The sequence below is a fragment of the Neisseria sp. P0009.S010 genome, from assembly GCF_051958545.1.
Taxonomy (GTDB): Bacteria; Pseudomonadota; Gammaproteobacteria; order Burkholderiales; family Neisseriaceae; genus Neisseria; species Neisseria subflava_A.
In genome coordinates this window covers 69,305-90,250 of the sequence record NZ_JBQCVH010000001.1, presented here as the reverse complement: position 1 = coordinate 90,250, position 20,946 = coordinate 69,305, and the positions used below count along the sequence as shown (strand labels likewise).

Genomic DNA, 20,946 nt, shown 5'->3' with positions numbered 1-20,946 from the left:
GGGGTACTGAATGAGTAATACAACCGTAGCACAATTTGCCGCCGAACTAAACCGCCCCGTCGATGATTTGCTCAAACAATTGAAAGAAGCCGGCGTCAACAAAAACAGCGGTAATGACAGCCTGACCACTGACGACAAACAATTGCTGACCGCTTACCTGCAAAAGAAAAACGGCAGCAACAGCGGCACCATCAGCATCCGCCGCAAAAAAACCGAAGTCAGCACCGTTGACGGCGTAAAAGTGGAAACACGCCGCCGCAGCCGTGCCGTTACCATTCCTTCTTCCGAAGAATTGGCCGCGGAAGCCAAAGCCAAAGTAGCGGCTGAAAACCAAAAAGCCGAAGCAGAAAAAGCAGCCGCAAAAGCTGCCGAAGAAAAAGCCAAAGCTGAAGCAGAAGCAGCCGCAAAAGCCGAAGCCCGCGCCAAAGCAGAGGCCGAAGCAGCCAGACTGAAAGCAGCCAAAGCCGCACCAAAAGCGGAAGGCAAACCTGCCGAAGCTAAAAAAGAAGAAGCCAAACCGGTTGAAGCTGTAGAAGCCAAGACCGAAGTAAAAGTTGAAGCTAAAGCAGACAACAAGCCGTCTGAAAAATCCGTTGAAGCTGAAAAACCAGCCGAAGCCAAGAAACCTGCCAAAGCCAAACAAGACAAAGGCGGCAAAGGCAAAGAAGCGAAAAAGGCAGCTAAACCTGCCGCTCCTGCCGTACCGCAACCTGTCGTCAGCGTGGAAGAACAGGCTCAACGCGATGAAGAAGCCCGTCGTGCCGCCGCCCTGCGTGCGCATCAAGAAGCCTTGTTGAAAGAAAAACAAGAGCGTCAAGCACGCCGTGAAGCCATAAAACAACAGGCCGAGAAAGACTCAAAACCTACTAAAGAAGCCAAATCAGGCGAACGCAGTAAACCTGCCGAGAAAGCTAAAGCAGCATCCGGCGAAGGCAAATCCGAACACAACGCGCGCAGTAAAAAAGAAGACCGTCGTGAGCGTGATGAAGACACTCAAGGCCGCAATGCTAAAGGCAAAGGCGGCAAAGGTGGTCGCGACCGCAACAATACACGCACTGGCGACGACGAGCGCGTACGCGGCGGCAAAAAAGGCAAAAAACTCAAACTTGAGCCAAACCAACACGCCTTCCAAGCGCCGACCGAACCTGTCGTACACGAAGTTTTAGTGCCTGAAACCATTACCGTTGCCGACTTGGCACACAAAATGGCCGTTAAAGGCGTCGAAGTGGTTAAAGCCCTGATGAAAATGGGCATGATGGTAACCATCAACCAATCCATCGACCAAGACACTGCCCTGATTGTTGTGGAAGAACTCGGCCACATCGGCAAACCTGCCGCCGCCGACGATCCTGAAGCCTTCTTGGATGAAGGCGTTGAAGCAGTAGAAGCCGAAGCATTGCCGCGTCCTCCGGTTGTTACCGTGATGGGTCACGTTGACCACGGTAAAACTTCCCTACTGGACTACATCCGCCGCGCCAAAGTGGTACAAGGCGAAGCGGGCGGCATTACCCAACACATCGGCGCATACCACGTTGAAACCCCTCGCGGCGTGATTACCTTCTTGGATACTCCGGGTCACGAAGCGTTTACCGCCATGCGTGCGCGCGGTGCGAAAGCAACCGATATCGTGATTCTTGTTGTAGCAGCCGACGACGGCGTGATGCCGCAAACCATCGAGGCGATTGCCCATGCTAAAGCTGCGGGCGTACCAATTGTGGTTGCCGTCAACAAAATCGATAAAGAAGCCGCCAACCCAGAGCGTATCCGCCAAGAGCTGACCGCGCACGAAGTCGTGCCGGACGAATGGGGCGGCGATGTACAATTTATCGACGTTTCCGCTAAAAAAGGCCTGAACATCGATGCATTGCTCGAAGCCGTCTTGCTCGAAGCCGAAGTTTTGGAACTGACTGCCCCAGTCGATGCACCTGCCAAAGGTATCATCGTAGAGGCACGTTTGGACAAAGGCCGCGGCGCGGTTGCCACCCTCTTGGTACAAAGCGGTACGCTGAAAAAGGGCGATATGCTGCTGGCCGGTACTGCATTCGGTAAAATCCGTGCAATGGTTGACGAAAACGGCAAAGCCATCAATGAAGCCGGTCCGTCTATCCCTGTCGAAATCCTCGGCTTGTCCGACGTTCCGAACGCAGGCGAAGATGCAATGGTATTGGCCGACGAGAAAAAAGCGCGCGAAATCGCCCTCTTCCGTCAAGGCAAATACCGCGACGTGCGCTTGGCCAAACAACAGGCCGCAAAACTGGAAAACATGTTCAACAACATGGGCGAAAACCAAGCCCAATCCTTGTCCGTCATCATCAAAGCAGACGTACAAGGTTCTTACGAAGCTTTGGCGGGCAGCCTGAAAAAACTGTCCACAGACGAAGTGAAAGTGAACGTGTTGCACAGCGGCGTTGGCGGCATTACCGAATCTGATGTCAACTTGGCCATCGCTTCCGGCGCATTCATCATCGGCTTTAACGTCCGTGCAGATGCTTCCGCACGCAAACTGGCTGAAAATGAAAACGTGGAAATCCGTTACTACAACATCATTTACGATGCCATCGACGACGTGAAAGCCGCCATGAGCGGTATGCTCTCTCCGGAAGAGAAAGAGCAAGTAACCGGCACGGTCGAAATCCGTCAGGTTATCTCCGTTTCCAAAGTCGGCAACATTGCAGGCTGTATGGTTACCGACGGCGTGGTCAAACGCGATTCCCATGTCCGCCTCATCCGCAACAACGTGGTTATCCATACCGGCGAGCTGTCTTCTTTGAAACGCTACAAAGACGACGTCAAAGAAGTCCGCATGGGCTTCGAGTGCGGTCTGATGCTCAAAGGCTACAACGAGATTATGGAAGGCGACCAACTCGAATGTTTCGACATCGTCGAAGTTGCCCGTACTCTGTAATCAGACAGGCCGTCTGAAAAATCAGAAGCAGGTTTTGCAATGCGAAACCTGCTTCTTTTTTTCAGACGGCCTTTTTACAACCATTCATAGTTTGAAACTATGAAAATTGATGTGTGGTATATAAGAAACAAAACAGACATACAAGGCAAAGCCATTTAGCAAAGGAATAGACGGCAGACAAAGCCTGATAAAGCTCTCTATATATTGTCATATCTTAACGTTTCTGTTGTTTTTATCAAATTTCAGCACTAGTATATACAGCCTAAACACAATACAAATTAAGCAATACCGGCCATATGCCGGATACGTTTACTTCCTTGTTACTCTCATCAATATCTAAAGAAAATATCATGACAATCGAAAAAGCAATGCGCACCCCCAATGCGCAATTTGAATTACGACATTTAGAGCAATTACAACCTTCCGTCTTTGAACAAGTAACGATAGGAACGTCGGAAGATGACGTTTATTATGTAACCCTCAGTGACGATACAATCATTGAAAACCCAAATGGTGGCGATGATACGGTTTGCAGCAACGTCAGCTATACCCTTCCAAACCACGTTAAAAACCTTGTTTTGACCGGTACAGCCAACATTTTCGGTGCCGGCAACAACAGCAACAACATCCTCATCGGCAATGAAGGCCGCAACCGCCTCAACAGCGGGCGCGGTGACGACATCGTTTACGGCGGCGGTGGCAACGATGTCATCAATGGGGGCGAAGGCAACGACCTTCTTTTCGGCGAAACAGGCAATGACATCCTCAACGGCGAAGCAGGCAACGATGTGCTTGAAGGTGGCGAAGGCGACGATACCTACCTTTTCTCTGCCAAAAACGAGCAAGACACCATCATCGACAATCAAGGCCACAACAGCATCCGCTTTCATACCGATCTAAGCCTTAACGATTTAACCGTTGAAGTCCAAAACAACGAAACCGGTGGTAAAGACTGGCTGATTGCCGTAAAAAACAGCAACGCCGTTTTAACCATCAAAAACCAATACACTCAAAACGGTACAACACCGGCAGTCTCCCACTTCATCATTGGCACACAAAAACTGGATGTAAACAACTTTGCCAAATATTTCGATATTTCCCTGGCTGAGCATACCGAAATCGGTCAGACCATCGATGGCAGCGACGACAATGACTACCTGATCGGCACATCCGGCGATGATATGATCGACGGCAAAGCCGATGCCGACATTATGGAAGGTGGGGACGGCAATGACACTTACTACGTTGATGATGTAAAAGACGTGGTGATTGAACAGGCTGGTGGCGGCGAAGATACCGTATTCAGCAGCATTTCCCATACTGCCGCTACCCACGTCGAAAATGTTACCCTGACCGGCTCAGCCAATATTTTTGCCGCCGGCAACAACAGCAATAACATCCTGACCGGTAACGAAGGCCGCAACCGCCTCAATAGCGGACGCGGTGATGATACCGTTTACGGCATGGGTGGCAACGACAACCTCAATGGCGGCGAGGGCAATGATTATCTGGATGGCGGCAACGGCAACGATGTCATCAACGGTGATACAGGCAACGACATTTTGGTGGGCGGCAACGGTAAAGACATTCTGAAAGGCGGCGCCGGAAACGATACCTATATCTACGGCGACAACGATACCATTATCGACAACCAAGGAATCAATACCCTCAAGTTTTCAGACGGCCTGAACAATGCCAAGCTCAACCTGAAGACCATTCATAACGATGATGGCAGCCAAAGCTGGGAAATTACTTCCGAACAAGGTTCTGCCCTGATTCAAAACCAAATCGGTGCGGATGGCAGCATTTCTATCGACCGCTTCCAGTTTAACGACCAAACTTACACTGCCACTCAGTTCCAACAAGCCTTTCAACCTGTGAAAGCTGAAACCATTAAATTTGCCGGTACTGACGGCGATGACACTTTGCATGGTAATGCAGCCAACAATGAAATCGACGGCGGCAACGACGGCCATGACACCCTCTATGGCCACGACGGCGATGACATCTTGCGCGAACACAGTGAAACCTATTACAGCACTGAGCCAGATTCCGACGATAAACTCTACGGCGGCAACGGTAACGACAAACTCTATGCCCATGTAGGCGCAGACTTACTCGACGGCGGCGCAGGCAATGATTATCTGGAAGGCGGCGAACACAACGATACCTATGTTTTCGGAAAGGGTTACGGTCACGACACCATTTTTGACTTCAACTTCGGTTTTGATAGCGAGGCAAGCCTACACAGACTCAACGCTAATGTCGTTAAATTTTCCGGCGGCATTACCCTTGACGACCTCGAAATTACCGTTAAAAAAGGTTACGACAAAACCAGTATTGCCAACATGCCTGACAGCAACAAATTTGTATCCAATCCCCTGTTGGATGGCGATACTTGGCATATCCGCATTAAAGGCACAGACGATGTTTTGACTATCAAAAACCAAAGCGGTATTTATGGTGCGATTTCTGAATTTCAGTTTGACGGCAATACCTCATACAGCACGGGCGAGCTAATCAACCACTTCAAACTACCTATCCCGCACATGATCGGCAACACAAACGTCGTCCAATACACCGGCCAACCCGTTGAAGAACTCAACCGTGATGTGTACAACAACTTTAACCACACCATCCACGCCGATAGCGACAACAGCGATTTAGATTTGTCGCGTTACACTTCTGTTGTCGAATACAGGGGCAATCGCAGCGATGAAACCATTACTTTGGGTCGAGGCATCAACATCGTCGATACAGCCAGCGGCAACGATACCATTACCGACCCGGGTGCCGAAAACACCGTTATCATGTTTGGTAGAAACAGCGGCAATGATACCTTTAATCCGTATGGTGGCAGCGATACCCAAGTCCTTTTCAAAGAAGGGCTGACGCTGAAAGATTTACAGTTGAAAACCGGCGATGATTGGGTCTTAACCATCAAAGATACAGGCGACACCCTGACCATCCATGACATTGCCAACAATAATGTCGACAGCTTTGTATTCGGAAACGGTAAGAGCTACACCGCCGACGAAATCAACAAAGCACTGATTACTGAAAATACACAAAACAACGGTATCCTGTAAAACTCAAAGGCCGTCTGAAACCTTAATTCAGACGGCCTTTGTCCTTTGCTGATTTATTTATCGTTCTGCTATATAATTATTCTCATTCGAATTCACAAGAAAGAATAAAAATGGATGCCTTAAATCTCCTCACCACGCGTCGCTCTTCCAAAAAACTGACTGCTCCGGCACCCAATGCCGAGCAACTGGAACAAATGCTGCAAGCGGCAACACAAGTACCCGATCACGGCAATATGCGCCCTTACCGCTTTACTGTAATTCAAAGCGAAGCCGGTTTGCAACGTTTCCGCGAGCTTTTGAGCAAGACCGTTACCGAACTCAACTTCGGCGATGATGCCATGAAAAAAGCCGAACGCGTCGGCAACATGGCGCCTATGATTATCGGCGTTACATTCACGCCGAACCGTGAAGTGGCAAAACCCAAACCTGAATGGGAACAAATGTTGACTGCCGGCTGCGCCGCCTATGCTTTACAACTGGCTGCTTCTGCTCAAGGCTTCGACAATGTTTGGATTACGGGCATGTGGGTCAACAGCCCATTGTTGCGCGAAGCATTTGAGTGTACCTACAAAGACAAAATCATTGGCCTGATGATGATTGGTTCGCCGACCGAAGAAGGAAGCGGCCCGAAAAATACCAACTTAGAATGTTTTACAACTTATTGGTAAAGCCTGAAAATACTAAGGCCGTCTGAAAAACCTGATTTAATGGTTTTCAGACGGCCTTTTTATGTCTCTTGTCAAAATATCAAGCAGGATTCATAAACGCTTCAACTTCTTCCAAAGAAATATCTGCCGTTGCACCATGACGTGAAGCAACCAACGCTCCCAGTGCACAAGCAAAAGCAATGGCTTCTTGAGGAGGCGCATTGTTCAACAGTTTGTAAGTCAAACCGCCAAGGAAGCTGTCGCCGGAGCCGACGGTATCCACCACTTTGACACGGAAACCGCAATGACGGTATAACTCGCCGTTCTTATACAAAACCGCGCCATGGCTGCCCAAAGTCACGCAAAGGATTTTGACGCCGGTCAGCTCAACGAGGTAGCTGATATTTTGCTCGATACTGTGATAAGGAGAACCGTAAGCCGCAGCCAACTCATACAGCTCATCATCATTGAGTTTGACCATATCAGACTGTTTCATGGTCTCCAGCAAGCGGGTAATATCGTAATGTGGCTTACGCAGATTAACGTCAAAAATTTTGAATTTGGCTTCTTTCAGCAAAACTGCCAAGCTTTTACGCGAAACTTCATCACGGGTTGCCAAGCTGCCAAAAACGAAAGCATCGGATTCTGCTACACGTTTGATTGCCGCATCATCAACCGCAATCCTGTCCCACGCGCAAGGATAAACAATCTCATAAGACGCGCTGCCACACTTGTCCAAGTGTACTTTCACCAAGCTGGTCGCACATTCGTGACAAACCTGCAAATAATCAGTGTTGACGTTTTTGCTTTGAATCTGGCGTAGCAATTCTTCGCCATCGGCATCATCGCCGCGACGGCTGATAATGGCAGTATCGATACCCAAAGACTGCAAACGAACGGTAACATTCAGGGGTGCACCACCCAATACCTTTCCGTTTGGAAAATCGTCCCACAGCACTTCGCCGAAACTGGTTACTTTCATTCTTAACCTTCCTTATTTGAGGTTGATTGGCAGGGTCTGCACACCCGACAGATTTTTTGCAAATCATGTACTTGTAGTAAAACTCCAGCATCGGGGGCAAAAGTATTATGTTTTAAAATATTGGGACTGACAAGCAATTAAGGGCATATCAGACAATAAACTTGATTCATCACAAAATTATATTGTCCCTATTTTTTCTTTTTCTTTCACATTTATCCCCTCTCATTTCATTAAAACAAAATATTCTGAAATTTAAATACAAAAGGCCGTCTGAAAACTGATTCAATCAATTTTCAGACGGCCTTTATCGCAGCATTGCAGCGATTAAACTACAACTTCTTCTTTTTTCTTCACTTCTTTGGCAATGTTCTCACGACTCAAGCCAAACATCAGCAAGAGCGGGCTGGCAACCAATACGGAAGAGTAAATACCGAACACAATACCGATGGTCAGCGCCATAGAGAAACCGTGCAAGGCTGCACCGCCGAACACCAGCATAGAAACAACCATTGCCTCGGTCGAACCGTGGGTAATGATGGTACGGCTCATGGTTGCGGTAATCGCGTTGTCGATAACTTCAGGCACAGTGTGGCCGCGCATATGCGGCTTACGGAAGTTTTCACGAATACGGTCAAACACAACCACAGATTCGTTCACGGAATAACCCAAAACCGCCAAAATACCTGCCAAGACAGTCAGAGAGAATTCCCATTGGAAGAAGGCGAAACAGCCGAGAATAATCACGATATCGTGCATATTCGCAATAATCGCGGACACTGCAAAACGCCACTCAAAACGCATGGACAAGTAAATAATAATACCTGCCACCACGAATCCCAATGCCATCAAACCATTGGTAACCAATTCTTCACCAACCTGAGGGCCGATAAATTCGACTTGGCGCAAGGTAACGTCAGGATTATCTTTTTTCAGCAAATCCATTACTTGGTTGGACAGCTGGGCTGACGTTACGCCTTCTTTGTTCGGCAGGCGAATCATGATGTGCTTGTTCGTACCCAATGCCTGAACCTGTACATCACCCATTTTCAGCGTATCGAGGCGTTCGCGTGTTTTATTAACATCCACGCCCTGCTGATATTGGACTTCCATCACCGTACCGCCGGTAAATTCGACGGAGAAATTCAGGCCTTTGGTTACCAAAAAGAACACGGCGGCGATAAACGTAACCAACGAAATAAAGGTCGTCAGTTTGCCGTAGCTCATAAACGGAATATCGCGTTTGATTTTAAATAATTCCATGTTTTACTCCTTGCCTTCTGCCATTTCAGCTTTCGGCTTCCATACCGCACCAATGGAAATATTCCGCAATTTGCGACGGCGGCCGTACCACAGGTTGACCAAAGCACGGAACACGACCACAGACGAGTACATCGAGGTCAGAATACCGATACAGTGCACAACAGCAAAACCACGTACCGGGCCGGAACCGAATACCAACAAAGCGATACCAGCAATCAGAGAGGTCAAGTTAGAGTCGACAATGGTTGCCCAAGCATGTTGGAAACCGAGGTTGATGGCCTGTTGAGGTGGTATGCCTCCGCGTAATTCTTCACGGATACGCTCGTTAATCAATACGTTAGAGTCAATCGCCATACCCAATGTCAATGCCAACGCGGCAATACCCGGCAGGGTCAGCGTTGCCTGCATGGCAGACAAAATACCTACCAAGAACAAGATATTGGTACTCAAAGCGATGGTAGAGAAGAAACCCATCAGGCGGTAGTAAACCACCATAAACGCAGCAACAGCGGCAAAGCCCCACAAAGTGGAATTGAAACCTTTTTCAATGTTTTCTTTACCCAAAGACGGACCGATGGTACGTTCTTCAACAATTTGCATAGGCGCAGCCAGCGAGCCGGCACGCAGCAACAATGAAGTATCGTTGGCTTCGGCAGTTGTCATGCTGCCGGAAATTTCTACACGACCACCGGTAATGGCGGAGCGGATGACAGGCGCGGTCACGACTTCGGATTTACCTTGGTCGATCAACACCATAGCCATACGTTTACCCACATTGGCCGAAGTCAATTCGCCAAAAATGCTGCCACCTGCGCTGTCCAAGCTCAGGCTCACGGCAGGCGCACCCATTTGGTCAAAGCTAGGTTGCGCGTCGTTGATGTTGTCGCCGGTCAATTCAACTTGTTTGTTGACCAAAATAGTTTCCGGATGATCGCCACCGCTTGACAGTAACTCATAACCAGTCGGTACATTACCGTTTAAGGCTTCTTGAAGTTTAATCGGATCGTCTTCCACCATGCGTACTTCCAAAGTCGCGGTACGACCGATAATGTCTTTGGCTTTGGCAGTATCTTGCACGCCCGGCAGCTGTACAACAATGCGGTCAAGACCGGATTGTTGGATAACCGGTTCTGCCACACCCAATTCGTTCACACGGTTGTGCAAAGTGTTGATGTTTTGTTTCACTGCATCAGAGCGTACTTTATTGATCGCCTCTTCAGACAGAGTCAGCACAATATTGTTGCCGTCCGCAAGCAAAGTGGCTTCAGGAAACATCTTTTGCAACTGAGGCAAGGCCTTTTGTACATCGGCGGCATCTTGCAGAGGCACAGTCAGACCATTTTCAGCCTGATGCACCGTACCGGTACGGATTTTTTCGCGGCGCAATTCGCGGCGGATGTCGCCGGCGTAACGTTCAAACGTTTTCTGCATCGCGGCTTTCATGTCCACCTGCATGGTGAAATGCACGCCGCCACGCAAGTCCAAACCCAAGAACATCGGATTGGCTTTAATTTTCGCCATCCACTCAGGACTGTCCGCCAAAAGGTTGAGCGCGGTAATATAGCCTTCGCCCAAAGTGTTTTCAATGACATCACGCGCTTTCAGTTGCGTTTCAGTATCTTTAAAACGCACTTTCAGCGAGTTATCGACAATGAACATACCGTCAGTCTGAATACCTGCGCTTTGCAACGCAGAAGACACTTTAGACTGGGTTTGCTCATTGATAACGATGGCTTGTCGGTTGGTTGATACCTGTACGGCAGGCGTTTCACCGAAAAGGTTGGGCAGCGAATATACAGCCGCAACCACAATCGTGAACGCAATCAGTAGGTATTTCCATAAAGGATAACGGTTCATGGTAAACCTTTGCTTTATTTATAAAGGCAAACAGCCGCACTCGGAAAATGAGGCGGCTTTTCGCAAAAAAACGGATTATTCGGCTTTCGCGGCAATCGCGTTGCGTTCCACTTCTACTTCGATTCTCGCACCTTGGCCGATGTCGACAGTGTAGAATTGCTCGCCGACTTTGGTCACACGGCCTTTGAAACCTGCAGCCAAAACGACTTTATCACCTACTTTCAAAGCAGCCAGCATAGCTTGATGTGCTTTGAATTTCTTTTGTTGAGGACGCATAATCAGGAAGTAAAACACCACCATAATCAACAGTAAAGGGGCAAATTGAGCCACAGCTTGATTCATAATATATCCGTTCTTTTGAGTTTTAAGATAAAGTAAAAAACTGCATACAGTCCAAAACGCAGTTGGTCGGACTGTAAAATTGAGCTATTCTAAAGGCCGTCTGAAAAATTTCCAAGCATTTCCGTATTTATTAACCATATTTAGCAGTCCGTGCGACTCGTTCGATACACACTTTCCATGCTTAAAAAAATCATTTGGCGCGTGCGTACCCTGCTGCGTCGACTACTCGGCAAAAACGCCCGCACCGTATGGATTTCGCATCCGATATTCCTACAGCACCAGCCGGGACCCAACCATCCCGACAGGCCCGAACGCATCAGCGCCATTCAAACCGCCTTAAAACAAGAAGGCATTTGGCGTCGCCTGCAAACCACCGAAGCACCGGAAATCAAAGATGCGCAGCTGGCATTGGTCCACTCGCGCAACTATCTGCACGAGTTGGAAGCCGCCCAGCCGCTCCCCGGTAAAATCCACCGTATCGACGACGATACCGTCATCTGCCACGACTCCCTCCAAGCCGCCCGTTTTGCGGCCGGCGCCGTCATCAAGGCAGTCGATATGGTGATGAACAAAAAAGCCTGGCATGCTTTTTGCGCCATCCGCCCGCCAGGCCACCATGCCCACAGCAACAGCGCCGGCGGATTCTGCCTCATTAACAACACCGCCGCCGGCGTGATGCACGCCATTGCCCAATACCGCTTGCAACGCATCGCCGTCATCGATTTCGACGTCCACTTCGGCGACGGTACGGCGGAGATTCTCCAAGACGATCCGCGCGTGATGTTTTTCAACCTGTTTGAAACCGACATCTTTCCCTTCCCTCAGGCGGAACAATACGCCGGCAATAAGAATATGCTGCATACGCCCCTCAAACCGGGCACAGGCAGCCGTATCTTCCGTACGACCATCCGCGAACAATGGCTTCCCAAGCTCACGGCCTTCCGCCCCGAGTTGGTGTTGCTTTCAGCCGGTTTTGACGGGCACAAACAAGACGAAACAGGCCGTCTGAACCTGCATGAAGCCGATTTTGCCTGGCTGACACACAAAATCGTCCAAGCAACAGCAAGCTGTCAAGGACGTATCGTTTCCGTGCTGGAGGGCGGATATACCTTGGAATCCATGTCTAAATCTGCCGCCGCCCACATCCGCGTATTGGCAGGCTTAAGCAAGGCCGACTACGTCATCGCCTACCAAAAGCATCTGAAGCGCGGCAAAAGTAACAATCCTACACCATAACGTATTCAAACTATTGCCCCAGGCCGTCTGAAAATAGATTATCCATTTCAGACGGCCTTTTTTTCATTTACAAACTTTAATTTGAGCAAAGACAAACCATTTTCATATTATCAGTAGTAAAATAACAAATATAAAACATATCAATAAAAATATTTCACACGCCACACTGCTTCCCTTTCCCTAATTGACCGTCTTTTTCAGACGGCCTCCACTTTAAAAAAAGGAGCGTTACAATGAAAGCAGCACGTTTTTACAACAAAGGTGACATCCGCATCGAAGACATTCCAGAGCCAACCGTCGCTCCGGGTACTGTCGGCATTAATGTTGCGTGGTGCGGTATCTGCGGTACCGATCTGCACGAATTCATGGAAGGCCCGATTTTCATTCCGCCTTGCGGCCATCAGCACCCAATCTCCGGCGAGTCAGCCCCTGTAACCATGGGGCACGAGTTCTCCGGCGTGGTTTATGCCGTAGGCGAAGGCGTGGACGACATCAAAGTCGGCCAACACGTTGTCGTTGAACCCTACATCATCCGCGACGATGTACCGACCGGCGAAGGCAGCAACTACCACCTCTCCAAAGACATGAACTTCATCGGTTTAGGTGGCTGCGGTGGCGGCTTGTCTGAAAAAATTGCCGTCAAACGCCGTTGGGTACACCCTATTTCCGACAAAATCCCATTAGACCAAGCTGCTTTGATTGAGCCTCTGTCTGTCGGCCATCATGCTTATGTACGCAGCGGCGCGAAAGAAGGCGACGTCGCATTGGTCGGCGGTGCAGGCCCAATCGGTTTGCTGTTGGCTGCCGTACTGAAAGCCAAAGGCATCAAAGTCATCATCACCGAATTGAGCAAAGCACGCAAAGACAAAGCACGCGAAGCCGGCGTGGCCGACTACATCCTCGACCCGTCCGAAGTCGATGTCGTCGAAGAAGTGAAAAAACTGACCAACGGCGAAGGCGTAGATGTCGCATTCGAATGCACCAGCGTCAACAAAGTGCTGGACACCATGGTCGAAGCATGCCGTCCGACTGCGAAAGTCGTCATCGTATCCATTTGGAGCCACCCCGCCACCATCAACGTCCACAGCGTTGTGATGAAAGAGCTGGACGTGCGCGGCACCATCGCCTACTGCAACGACCACGCCGAAACCATCAAATTGGTTGAAGAAGGCAAAATCAACCTTGAGCCTTTCATCACCCAACGCATCAAACTGGACGAATTGATTTCCGAAGGCTTCGAGCGCTTGATCCACAACAACGAATCCGCAGTAAAAATCATTGTCAATCCTAATCTTTAATCCTAAGGTTTAAAGAATAAACAGGCCGTCTGAAACTTTTCAGACAGCCTGTTTACTTGATAATTTCCCGAATGGCCCAATTCTCTGCCAACCATTCACTTATCAAGAGCAAAATCTCATGAATCCAAAATACGCCCCACTCTTCCAAACATACACCTTTAATAACGGCGTAACCATCAAAAACCGCCTTGTCGTCGCACCCATGACCCATTTCGGCTCACAAGCCGACGGTTTGATCAGCGACCAAGAGCGTACCTTCCTCAGCAACCGTGCAGGCGATATGGGCCTGTTTATCACTGCCGCCACTTTGGTTCAAAAAGACGGTAAAGCCTTTCACGGCCAACCTGAGGCCACAGGCGAACACTGCCTCGACAGCCTGAAAGAAACTGCACAAATCCTGCAACAGCAAGGCGCAAAAGCGATTTTGCAAATCCATCACGGCGGTTCCAAAGCCATTGATGACCTTTTGGACGGTCTCGACAAAATCAGCGCTTCCGCCAGCGAAGCCGAACACGCACGCGAAGCGACCGCAGAAGAAGTCGAAGCACTCATCGCCTCTTATGCGCAAGCCGCCGATTTGGCGCTTCGTGCCGGTTTTGACGGCGTGGAAATCCACGGTGCGAACGGCTATTTAATCCAACAGTTTTACTCCGCCCAAAGCAACCGCCGCAACGACCAATGGGGCGGCAGCTTGGAAAACAGAATGCGCTTCCCGCTTGCCGTTATCGATGCAGTAGTTGCTGTCCGTGAAAAACACCAGCGCAACGACTTCATCATCGGCTACCGCTTCTCCCCCGAAGAGCCGGGCGACGACGGCTTAACCATGACCGAAACCGGCGCACTGATTGACGCATTGGTACAAAAACCGCTGCAATATCTGCACGTTTCCTTGTGGGAATTTGATAAAAAAATCCGTCGCGGCGGCGATGCCGCCCAAACCCGTATGCAGTTTATCCACGAACGCATCAACGGCAAACTGCCGCTTATCGGCGTGGGCAACCTGTTTACCGCCGACCAAATTTTGGCCGCCTATGAAACCGGCTGGGCAGAATTTATCGCATTGGGCAAAACCGTAATGATTAATCCGCACATCGCCACGCAAATCCGTGAAGGCCGCGAAGATGAAATCGAAACGCAACTCGATCCGACGCGCGCCGACCATTACGGCCTCCCAGACACCTTGTGGGGATTTGCCTCCAGCGGTACGCAATCATGGCTGCCGCCGGTAAAAGGCGCAGAATGGAAACCGATGGATATTTAATCATCGATTCATAAACAAAGGCCGTCTGAAACTTTTCAGACGGCCTTTGTTTGGGTACAAACATTGAATTATCAAGCATTTTTTTGTACAATTCCGCATCTTTCAATCTATTGCAGGGCGTGTTGCACACGCCCTTATTTTAGCCTGTTTTCCAACACCCATATCCTTCAGGCCGTCTGAAAAAGCGGCCTGAAACTTTTTGCAAAGAAAACCATGTCCCAAGAAATCCTCGACCAAGTGCGCCGCCGCCGCACGTTTGCCATCATCTCCCACCCCGACGCGGGTAAAACCACGCTGACTGAAAAACTCTTGCTGTTTTCAGGTGCGATTCAGAGCGCGGGTACGGTAAAAGGCAAGAAAACCGGCAAATTCGCCACCTCAGACTGGATGGACATCGAGAAGCAGCGCGGCATTTCCGTGGCCTCGTCTGTAATGCAGTTCGACTACAAAGACCATACTGTCAACCTCTTGGACACGCCGGGACACCAAGACTTCTCCGAAGATACCTACCGCGTATTGACCGCCGTCGACAGCGCCTTGATGGTCATCGACGCGGCAAAAGGCGTGGAAGCGCAAACCATCAAACTCTTGAACGTCTGCCGCCTACGTAATACGCCGATTGTAACGTTCATGAACAAATACGACCGCGAAGTGCGCGATTCGCTGGAACTCTTGGACGAAGTAGAAAACATCCTGCAAATCCGCTGCGCGCCCGTTACTTGGCCGATCGGCATGGGCAAGAACTTCAAAGGCGTGTACCACATCCTGAACGATGAAATCTATCTCTTCGACGCCGGCGGCGAACGTCTGCCACACGAGTTCGACATCATCAAAGGCATCGACAATCCCGAATTGGAACAACGCTTTCCATTGGAAATCCAGCAGTTGCGCGACGAAATCGAATTGGTACAGGCGGCTTCCAACGAGTTTAATCTCGACGAATTCCTCGCCGGCGAACTCACGCCCGTGTTCTTCGGCTCGGCGATTAACAACTTCGGTATTCAGGAAATCCTCAATTCATTGATTGAATGGGCGCCTGCGCCGAAACCGCGCGACGCGACCGTACGCATGGTCGAACCGGACGAGCCGAAGTTCTCCGGATTTATCTTCAAAATCCAAGCCAATATGGACCCGAAACACCGCGACCGTATCGCGTTCTTACGCGTCTGCTCCGGTAAATTCGAGCGCGGCATGAAGATGAAACACCTGCGTATCAACCGCGAAATCGCCGCCTCCAGCGTGGTAACCTTCATGTCGCACGACCGCGAGCTGGTGGAAGAAGCCTACGCGGGCGACATTATCGGTATCCCGAACCACGGCAACATCCAAATTGGCGACAGCTTCTCCGAAGGCGAACAACTGGCGTTTACCGGCATCCCATTCTTCGCGCCCGAACTGTTCCGCAGCGTACGCATCAAAAACCCGCTGAAAATCAAGCAACTGCAAAAAGGTTTGCAACAGCTCGGCGAAGAAGGCGCGGTACAGGTTTTCAAACCGATGAGCGGCGCGGATTTGATTTTAGGCGCGGTCGGCGTGTTGCAGTTTGAAGTCGTTACCTCGCGGCTGGCTAACGAATACGGCGTAGAAGCCGTGTTCGACAGCGCATCCATCTGGTCGGCGCGCTGGGTATCGTGCGAAGACAAGAAAAAGCTGGCAGAATTTGAAAAAGCCAATGCAGGCAATTTGTCGATAGACGCAGGCGGCAACCTCGCCTACCTCGCGCCTAACCGTGTCAACCTGAATCTGACACAAGAACGCTGGCCGGACATCGTGTTCCACGAAACACGCGAGCATTCGGTTAAACTGTAAAACGCAAAGGCCGTCTGAAACATTCAGACGGCCTTTTTTTCATTCGATATCAACCCAATAAATCCCAAGCAAACTTCCCAATGGTCAGGCACAGCAGCAACATAAATCCGTAACGCAGCTCAAATATTGTCTTATTTTAGCTTTTAGTACCTCACCAAACATTTTCGGAATAAATGTTTACTTTAACCTTAGGTCAAAGTTTATAATTTGTGCTCCTTCAGTTATCACATAGGCGAAAAACATGAAAAAACTTATGACTTTTATCACACTTAGCGCTGTTGCAATTTCAAATTATGCCCAAGCTAATGAACAATCGCATCAAGCACACATGAATATGCCAATGTCGACAGATTCTGCAATGCAACAAGAATTAATGCAAGGTATGAATCAAATGAATCAAGACATGATGGCAGCTGCGCAATATAAAGATCCTGATGTTGCTTTTGCAGCAGGTATGTTGCCACACCATATTGGCGCAGTAAAAATGGCGGAAGTTGAATTAAAATACGGAAAGGATCCTGAGATGCGTAAGCTTGCTGAGGATATTATTAACGCACAACAAGCGGAAATTGAACAAATGCAAAAATGGCTTAAAGCACACAACAAAAAAAGCTCCGTAAAATGATCTGACCCCAAAAGTTAGACTGATTTAGTTCAAGGACTGAGTTCTGTAATTCACAGAGCTCAGTCCTTTTAGTTTCCCCTGAATGCGCTCATGGTTGTAATAATGAATGTACTCATGAATCGTTTTTTCCAGTTGTTAGAACGTCTCAAATCATTTACCGTAATAACATTCCATTTTTAATCGTCCAATTGATGACCTTTGCCGAAGCGTTGGCCGCTAAAAAATCATAGCCGTAAAAGCGGACGAACACAAAAGCTAGCAGGCTGCCCGTTCCCGGCCCGAACACGCCGTCGCGCCGTCTGCCCCAAGTCTTTTTTCAAAAAAGTGTACAGACACATGGCAATCATGATGACCAACATTGCCGGTTTCATGTATTGCACGGGGAAATACACCACCGTTTTCGCGCCCAAGTATGAAGTGGCAAACGCCAACGCCGCGGCAGGCAACAGCATTTTCCACGGCACGGGAATTCGGCGCAGGTATTGCCCCGTCGCAGTCAACGTACCGCAGCAGGAAGCAAATTTATTGACACCCATCACCGAGGCCACAGGCGTAGCGTTTGGCAATAGGTTGAACAATCCGGGAATCTGTAACAGCCCTCCGCCACCAACCGCCGAATCCATCAGCCCTGCGGCAAAGCCGACCAATACCAGATAATAAAAAAACGAATCTGCAAGCATAATGTCCATCTCTAAAAAGCAAAGCGATTTTGCGCGTGTTTGCCTGTCCTGACAACCTACAAGGCCGTCTGAAAAACAAGGAGCCATATCCTGTTTTCAGACGGCCTTTCTTTTTAAATTCAGCCACTCAAATTGCAGCTTAAAAACTTTTCCATTAAAATGCCGCCCCTTATCTTTCCTACACACAACACATTTTATGGAACATTCCACCCCGACCAAACGCACAGCCCACGACCGAATGGGCATCTTCGCGCATTTCATTTTCGCCAGCCGCTGGCTGCAACTGCCGATTTATATAGGCTTGATTATCGCCCAAGTCATTTATGCCTGTAAGTTCCTCAAATCATTGTGGCACTTGGTATCCAATTTCAGCATCATGGATGAAAACACCATCATGATCGCCGTATTGAACCTGATTGATGTCGTGATGATTGCCAACCTGTTGACCATGGTCATTGTCGGCGGCTACGAAACCTTCGTTTCCCGTCTCCATGTTGACGAACATCCCGACCAGCCCGAATGGCTCAGCCATGTCAATGCTTCGGTTTTGAAGGTTAAGCTGTCGATGTCCATCATCAGCATTTCCTCCATCCATCTGCTGCAAACCTTCCTCAACGCCGCCAATCTGTCGGAAAAACAAATTATGTGGCAATGTATTACCCACATCTGTTTCCTGATTTCCGCCCTCGCCATGGCTTTAACGGACAAAATCGTGTACAGCACGACGCATAAAGCGCATTGATAAAAGGCAATCAAAAGGCCGTCTGAAGTGTTTCAGACGGCCTTTTGTTATCTGGCAATGTTTACAGCTTATTGCTTACGCTTGTCCCACCAGGCAAACAAATTGCCCAAAACCGTTCCCGATACAGAGTGCCAAACGCAGGCAACGGCGGCGGCAACGGCAGATTCGGCATTACCGGGGAAGAATTTAGCACTCAAACCGGTAGCAAGTCCGGCATTTTGTACACCGACTTCGATGGCAAGGGTGCGTTTTTTGGCGGTGTTCATGCCGGTCAGTGCGCCGCTGTAATAGCCGAGGATGTAGCCACCGATGTTGTGGGCAGCGATGGCAAGTACCATCACGAAGGCGGATTCGGCGAAACGGTGGCCGTGAACGGCAGCAACGCCGCCGACGATGCAGGCAAACGCGACAACGGCAACGGCAGGCATAATTGCGCGCACGTCTTCAAACCAATGTTTTTTGTGCAGCAAGATATTGGCGGCAGAGCCGATAACGACCGGCAACAGGGTAACGAGCAACATAAATTTAAACATGCCCCAGCCGTCCATTTCGACGGTTTGTCCGACCAAATAAGTCATCCACAACGGCGTCATCACAGGCGCGAGGACGGTGGAGACCGTGGTCATGCCGACCGAAAAGGCAACATCGCCTTTAGCCAAAAAACTCATGATATTGGAAGAAACACCGCCCGGACAAGTACCGACCAAAACCAAACCCAGTGTCAATCCGGGCGAAAGGTCAAAGGCTTTGGCAATGCCGATGGCAAGCAGGGGCATAATCGTGTATTGGGCGATGGCGCCAATGAAAATATCGAGCGGACGTTGCGCCAGAATTTGATAATCTTCTTTACCCAAAGTCATGCCCATGCCGAGCATGATGATGCCGAGTACGACGACTTGCGTATCGCCTTTTACCCACGAAAAAGTGGCAGGTTCGATAAAGGCGATGATGGAGGCAAGGACGATAATCAGGGCGGTGAAGCGGGTCATTTGCCGACTGATAGCGGTCAGAAAGTTCATGTTTTTACTCCTTTGTATGTTTTTATCATGACAATAATTGCCATAATTTAACACATGTTAACTCTTTAGCGCAATGACAGTAACGAAACAGGAAATCCGCCATCCAATAATGTTTAAAAATAAACTCAACCGGTTCCGTCCCATATCGACACAAAGGCCGTCTGAAACTTTTCAGACGGCCTTATCCTATCCGTTCGTTATCGATTTATTCGATATTTTGAACCTGTTCGCGCATTTGTTCGATTAAGACTTTCAGTTCTACCGACGCTTGCGTGCATTCGGCAGCAATGGCTTTGCTGCCCAATGTATTGGCCTCGCGGTTGAGTTCCTGCATCAAGAAATCCAAACGTTTGCCTACGCTGCCCTTGCCTTCGGTAACGATGCGGCGCACTTCGGCGATATGGGTGCGCAAACGGCTGAATTCCTCATCCACATCAGATTTCTGGATAAACAAAGCAAATTCCTGTTGCAAGCGGTCGTTGTCGATATTGCCGACGGCTTCGGCCAAACGGGCTTTAACTTTGTCCATATGCGCCTGCAGCAGACTTGGGAACAATTCGTTCAAAGCGTCCACAATCTCTTCCATGCCGTCCAGGCGTTGCAGCAGGTGTTCGCCCAGTTTTTTGCCTTCGCGTTTTCGGGCAGCTGTGAACTCTTTCAACGCGCCGGTCAATAAATCTTTGACACCTTTCGCCAAGGCCTCGGAGTCTTCGCTCTGACCTGCCAAAACGCCGGGGAAACGCAAAACGTCGGCCACGCTCAGCTTGCCGAAATTGTGTTCCTTGCGCCATTCTTTGTTCAAATGCGCCAGCTGTGAGACCAAATCCTGATTGACTTCCAAAGTCTGACCGCCAGAAGCCGCATCTTGCAGCTGAACACGGCATTCCAGTTTACCGCGAGCCACAGCCGCGGCAATCTGCTCGCGCAATGCGCCTTCCAAATAGCGCAACTCTTCCGGCATACGGAATTGGACATCCAAATAACGATGGTTGACTGCGCGGATTTCCAAATTAATCCGCTTGCCGCCGCATTCGCCTGCGGCATTGGCAAAGCCGGTCATGCTGTGGATTTGAATATTTCGTCTTGTAGCCATGGTTTTACTCCGTTTCCAAATACGAGTGAAAGTATGGACACTATAACACACCCGACCGACGATTTTCAGACGGCCTTTGATGCCAAATTCCTCTATAATTC

Annotated in this window: 15 protein-coding genes and 2 pseudogenes; 9 read left to right on the top strand and 8 right to left on the bottom strand. The window is 49.4% G+C overall.

Annotated elements, in window-relative coordinates; all coding sequences use genetic code 11:
• The first annotated feature begins 10 nt into the window (after window positions 1-10).
• From infB to ACTHSN_RS00405, 3 genes are all read left to right on the top strand, one after another.
• Complete coding sequence (infB, locus tag ACTHSN_RS00415; RefSeq protein ID WP_107792455.1) at window positions 11-2,905, top strand: translation initiation factor IF-2; 2,895 nt, start codon at window positions 11-13, stop codon at window positions 2,903-2,905.
• 350 nt (window positions 2,906-3,255) lie between these two features.
• Window positions 3,256-5,994, top strand: a complete 2,739-nt coding sequence (locus tag ACTHSN_RS00410; protein WP_440364993.1) for a calcium-binding protein — start codon at window positions 3,256-3,258, stop codon at window positions 5,992-5,994.
• 110 nt (window positions 5,995-6,104) lie between these two features.
• Entirely contained in the window at window positions 6,105-6,662 is a 558-nt protein-coding gene (locus ACTHSN_RS00405; RefSeq protein ID WP_070645481.1) for a nitroreductase family protein, read from the top strand.
• A gap of 79 nt (window positions 6,663-6,741) precedes the next feature.
• On the opposite strand, the gene ACTHSN_RS00400 is transcribed toward ACTHSN_RS00405, so the two are convergent.
• From ACTHSN_RS00400 to yajC, 4 genes are all read right to left on the bottom strand, one after another.
• Window positions 6,742-7,623 carry a carbohydrate kinase family protein gene (locus tag ACTHSN_RS00400; RefSeq protein WP_070645479.1) on the bottom strand — a complete coding sequence of 294 codons (882 nt, stop codon included), beginning with the start codon at window positions 7,621-7,623 and terminating at the stop codon, window positions 6,742-6,744.
• Between the two features lie 324 nt (window positions 7,624-7,947).
• The gene (secF, locus tag ACTHSN_RS00395) at window positions 7,948-8,883 is read right to left on the bottom strand and encodes a protein translocase subunit SecF (protein ID WP_003686183.1); all 936 of its coding nucleotides are present in this window, start codon (window positions 8,881-8,883) and stop codon (window positions 7,948-7,950) included.
• A gap of 3 nt (window positions 8,884-8,886) precedes the next feature.
• A complete protein-coding gene (gene secD / locus ACTHSN_RS00390) occupies window positions 8,887-10,740 on the bottom strand; it encodes a protein translocase subunit SecD (RefSeq protein ID WP_070461343.1) in 1,854 nt (617 codons plus the stop codon).
• Between the two features lie 75 nt (window positions 10,741-10,815).
• Window positions 10,816-11,082 (bottom strand): preprotein translocase subunit YajC, encoded by a 267-nt coding sequence (yajC, locus tag ACTHSN_RS00385; protein WP_003678762.1) that lies wholly within the window; start codon window positions 11,080-11,082, stop codon window positions 10,816-10,818.
• A 177-nt stretch (window positions 11,083-11,259) separates the two neighbouring features.
• On the opposite strand from yajC, the gene ACTHSN_RS00380 reads away from it, so the two are divergent.
• The 5 genes from ACTHSN_RS00380 to copM all read left to right on the top strand — a co-directional run bounded on the left by ACTHSN_RS00380 (window position 11,260) and on the right by copM (window position 17,311).
• Window positions 11,260-12,318, top strand: coding sequence for a histone deacetylase family protein (locus tag ACTHSN_RS00380; RefSeq protein ID WP_070461342.1), 1,059 nt, complete (start codon window positions 11,260-11,262; stop codon window positions 12,316-12,318).
• A 233-nt stretch (window positions 12,319-12,551) separates the two neighbouring features.
• Complete coding sequence (locus ACTHSN_RS00375) at window positions 12,552-13,616, top strand: 2,3-butanediol dehydrogenase (protein ID WP_440364992.1); 1,065 nt, start codon at window positions 12,552-12,554, stop codon at window positions 13,614-13,616.
• A 118-nt stretch (window positions 13,617-13,734) separates the two neighbouring features.
• A complete protein-coding gene (locus ACTHSN_RS00370) occupies window positions 13,735-14,877 on the top strand; it encodes an NADH-dependent flavin oxidoreductase (RefSeq protein WP_296186744.1) in 1,143 nt (380 codons plus the stop codon).
• A 213-nt stretch (window positions 14,878-15,090) separates the two neighbouring features.
• Window positions 15,091-16,686, top strand: a complete 1,596-nt coding sequence (locus ACTHSN_RS00365; protein ID WP_070645472.1) for a peptide chain release factor 3 — start codon at window positions 15,091-15,093, stop codon at window positions 16,684-16,686.
• Window positions 16,687-16,927: 241 nt separating this feature from the next.
• Window positions 16,928-17,311, top strand: a complete 384-nt coding sequence (gene copM / locus ACTHSN_RS00360) for a CopM family metallochaperone (RefSeq protein WP_070504502.1) — start codon at window positions 16,928-16,930, stop codon at window positions 17,309-17,311.
• A 24-nt stretch (window positions 17,312-17,335) separates the two neighbouring features.
• On the opposite strand, the pseudogene ACTHSN_RS00355 reads toward copM, so the two are convergent.
• Both ACTHSN_RS00355 and ACTHSN_RS00350 read right to left on the bottom strand, forming a co-directional pair.
• Window positions 17,336-17,506, bottom strand: a pseudogene (locus ACTHSN_RS00355) (IS3 family transposase); the annotation flags it as partial.
• Window positions 17,493-17,991 (bottom strand): annotated as a pseudogene (locus ACTHSN_RS00350) (sulfite exporter TauE/SafE family protein); the annotation flags it as partial. The pseudogenes ACTHSN_RS00355 and ACTHSN_RS00350, both read right to left, overlap by 14 nt.
• 196 nt (window positions 17,992-18,187) lie before the next feature.
• Here ACTHSN_RS00350 and ACTHSN_RS00345 point away from each other — a divergent pair.
• Complete coding sequence (locus ACTHSN_RS00345) at window positions 18,188-18,733, top strand: TIGR00645 family protein (protein ID WP_004519303.1); 546 nt, start codon at window positions 18,188-18,190, stop codon at window positions 18,731-18,733.
• A 68-nt stretch (window positions 18,734-18,801) separates the two neighbouring features.
• On the opposite strand, the gene ACTHSN_RS00340 is transcribed toward ACTHSN_RS00345, so the two are convergent.
• Complete coding sequence (locus ACTHSN_RS00340) at window positions 18,802-19,752, bottom strand: bile acid:sodium symporter family protein (RefSeq protein ID WP_107696963.1); 951 nt, start codon at window positions 19,750-19,752, stop codon at window positions 18,802-18,804.
• A 205-nt stretch (window positions 19,753-19,957) separates the two neighbouring features.
• Window positions 19,958-20,845, bottom strand: coding sequence for a YicC/YloC family endoribonuclease (locus tag ACTHSN_RS00335; RefSeq protein WP_440364991.1), 888 nt, complete (start codon window positions 20,843-20,845; stop codon window positions 19,958-19,960).
• Between the last annotated feature and the right edge of the window lie 101 nt (window positions 20,846-20,946).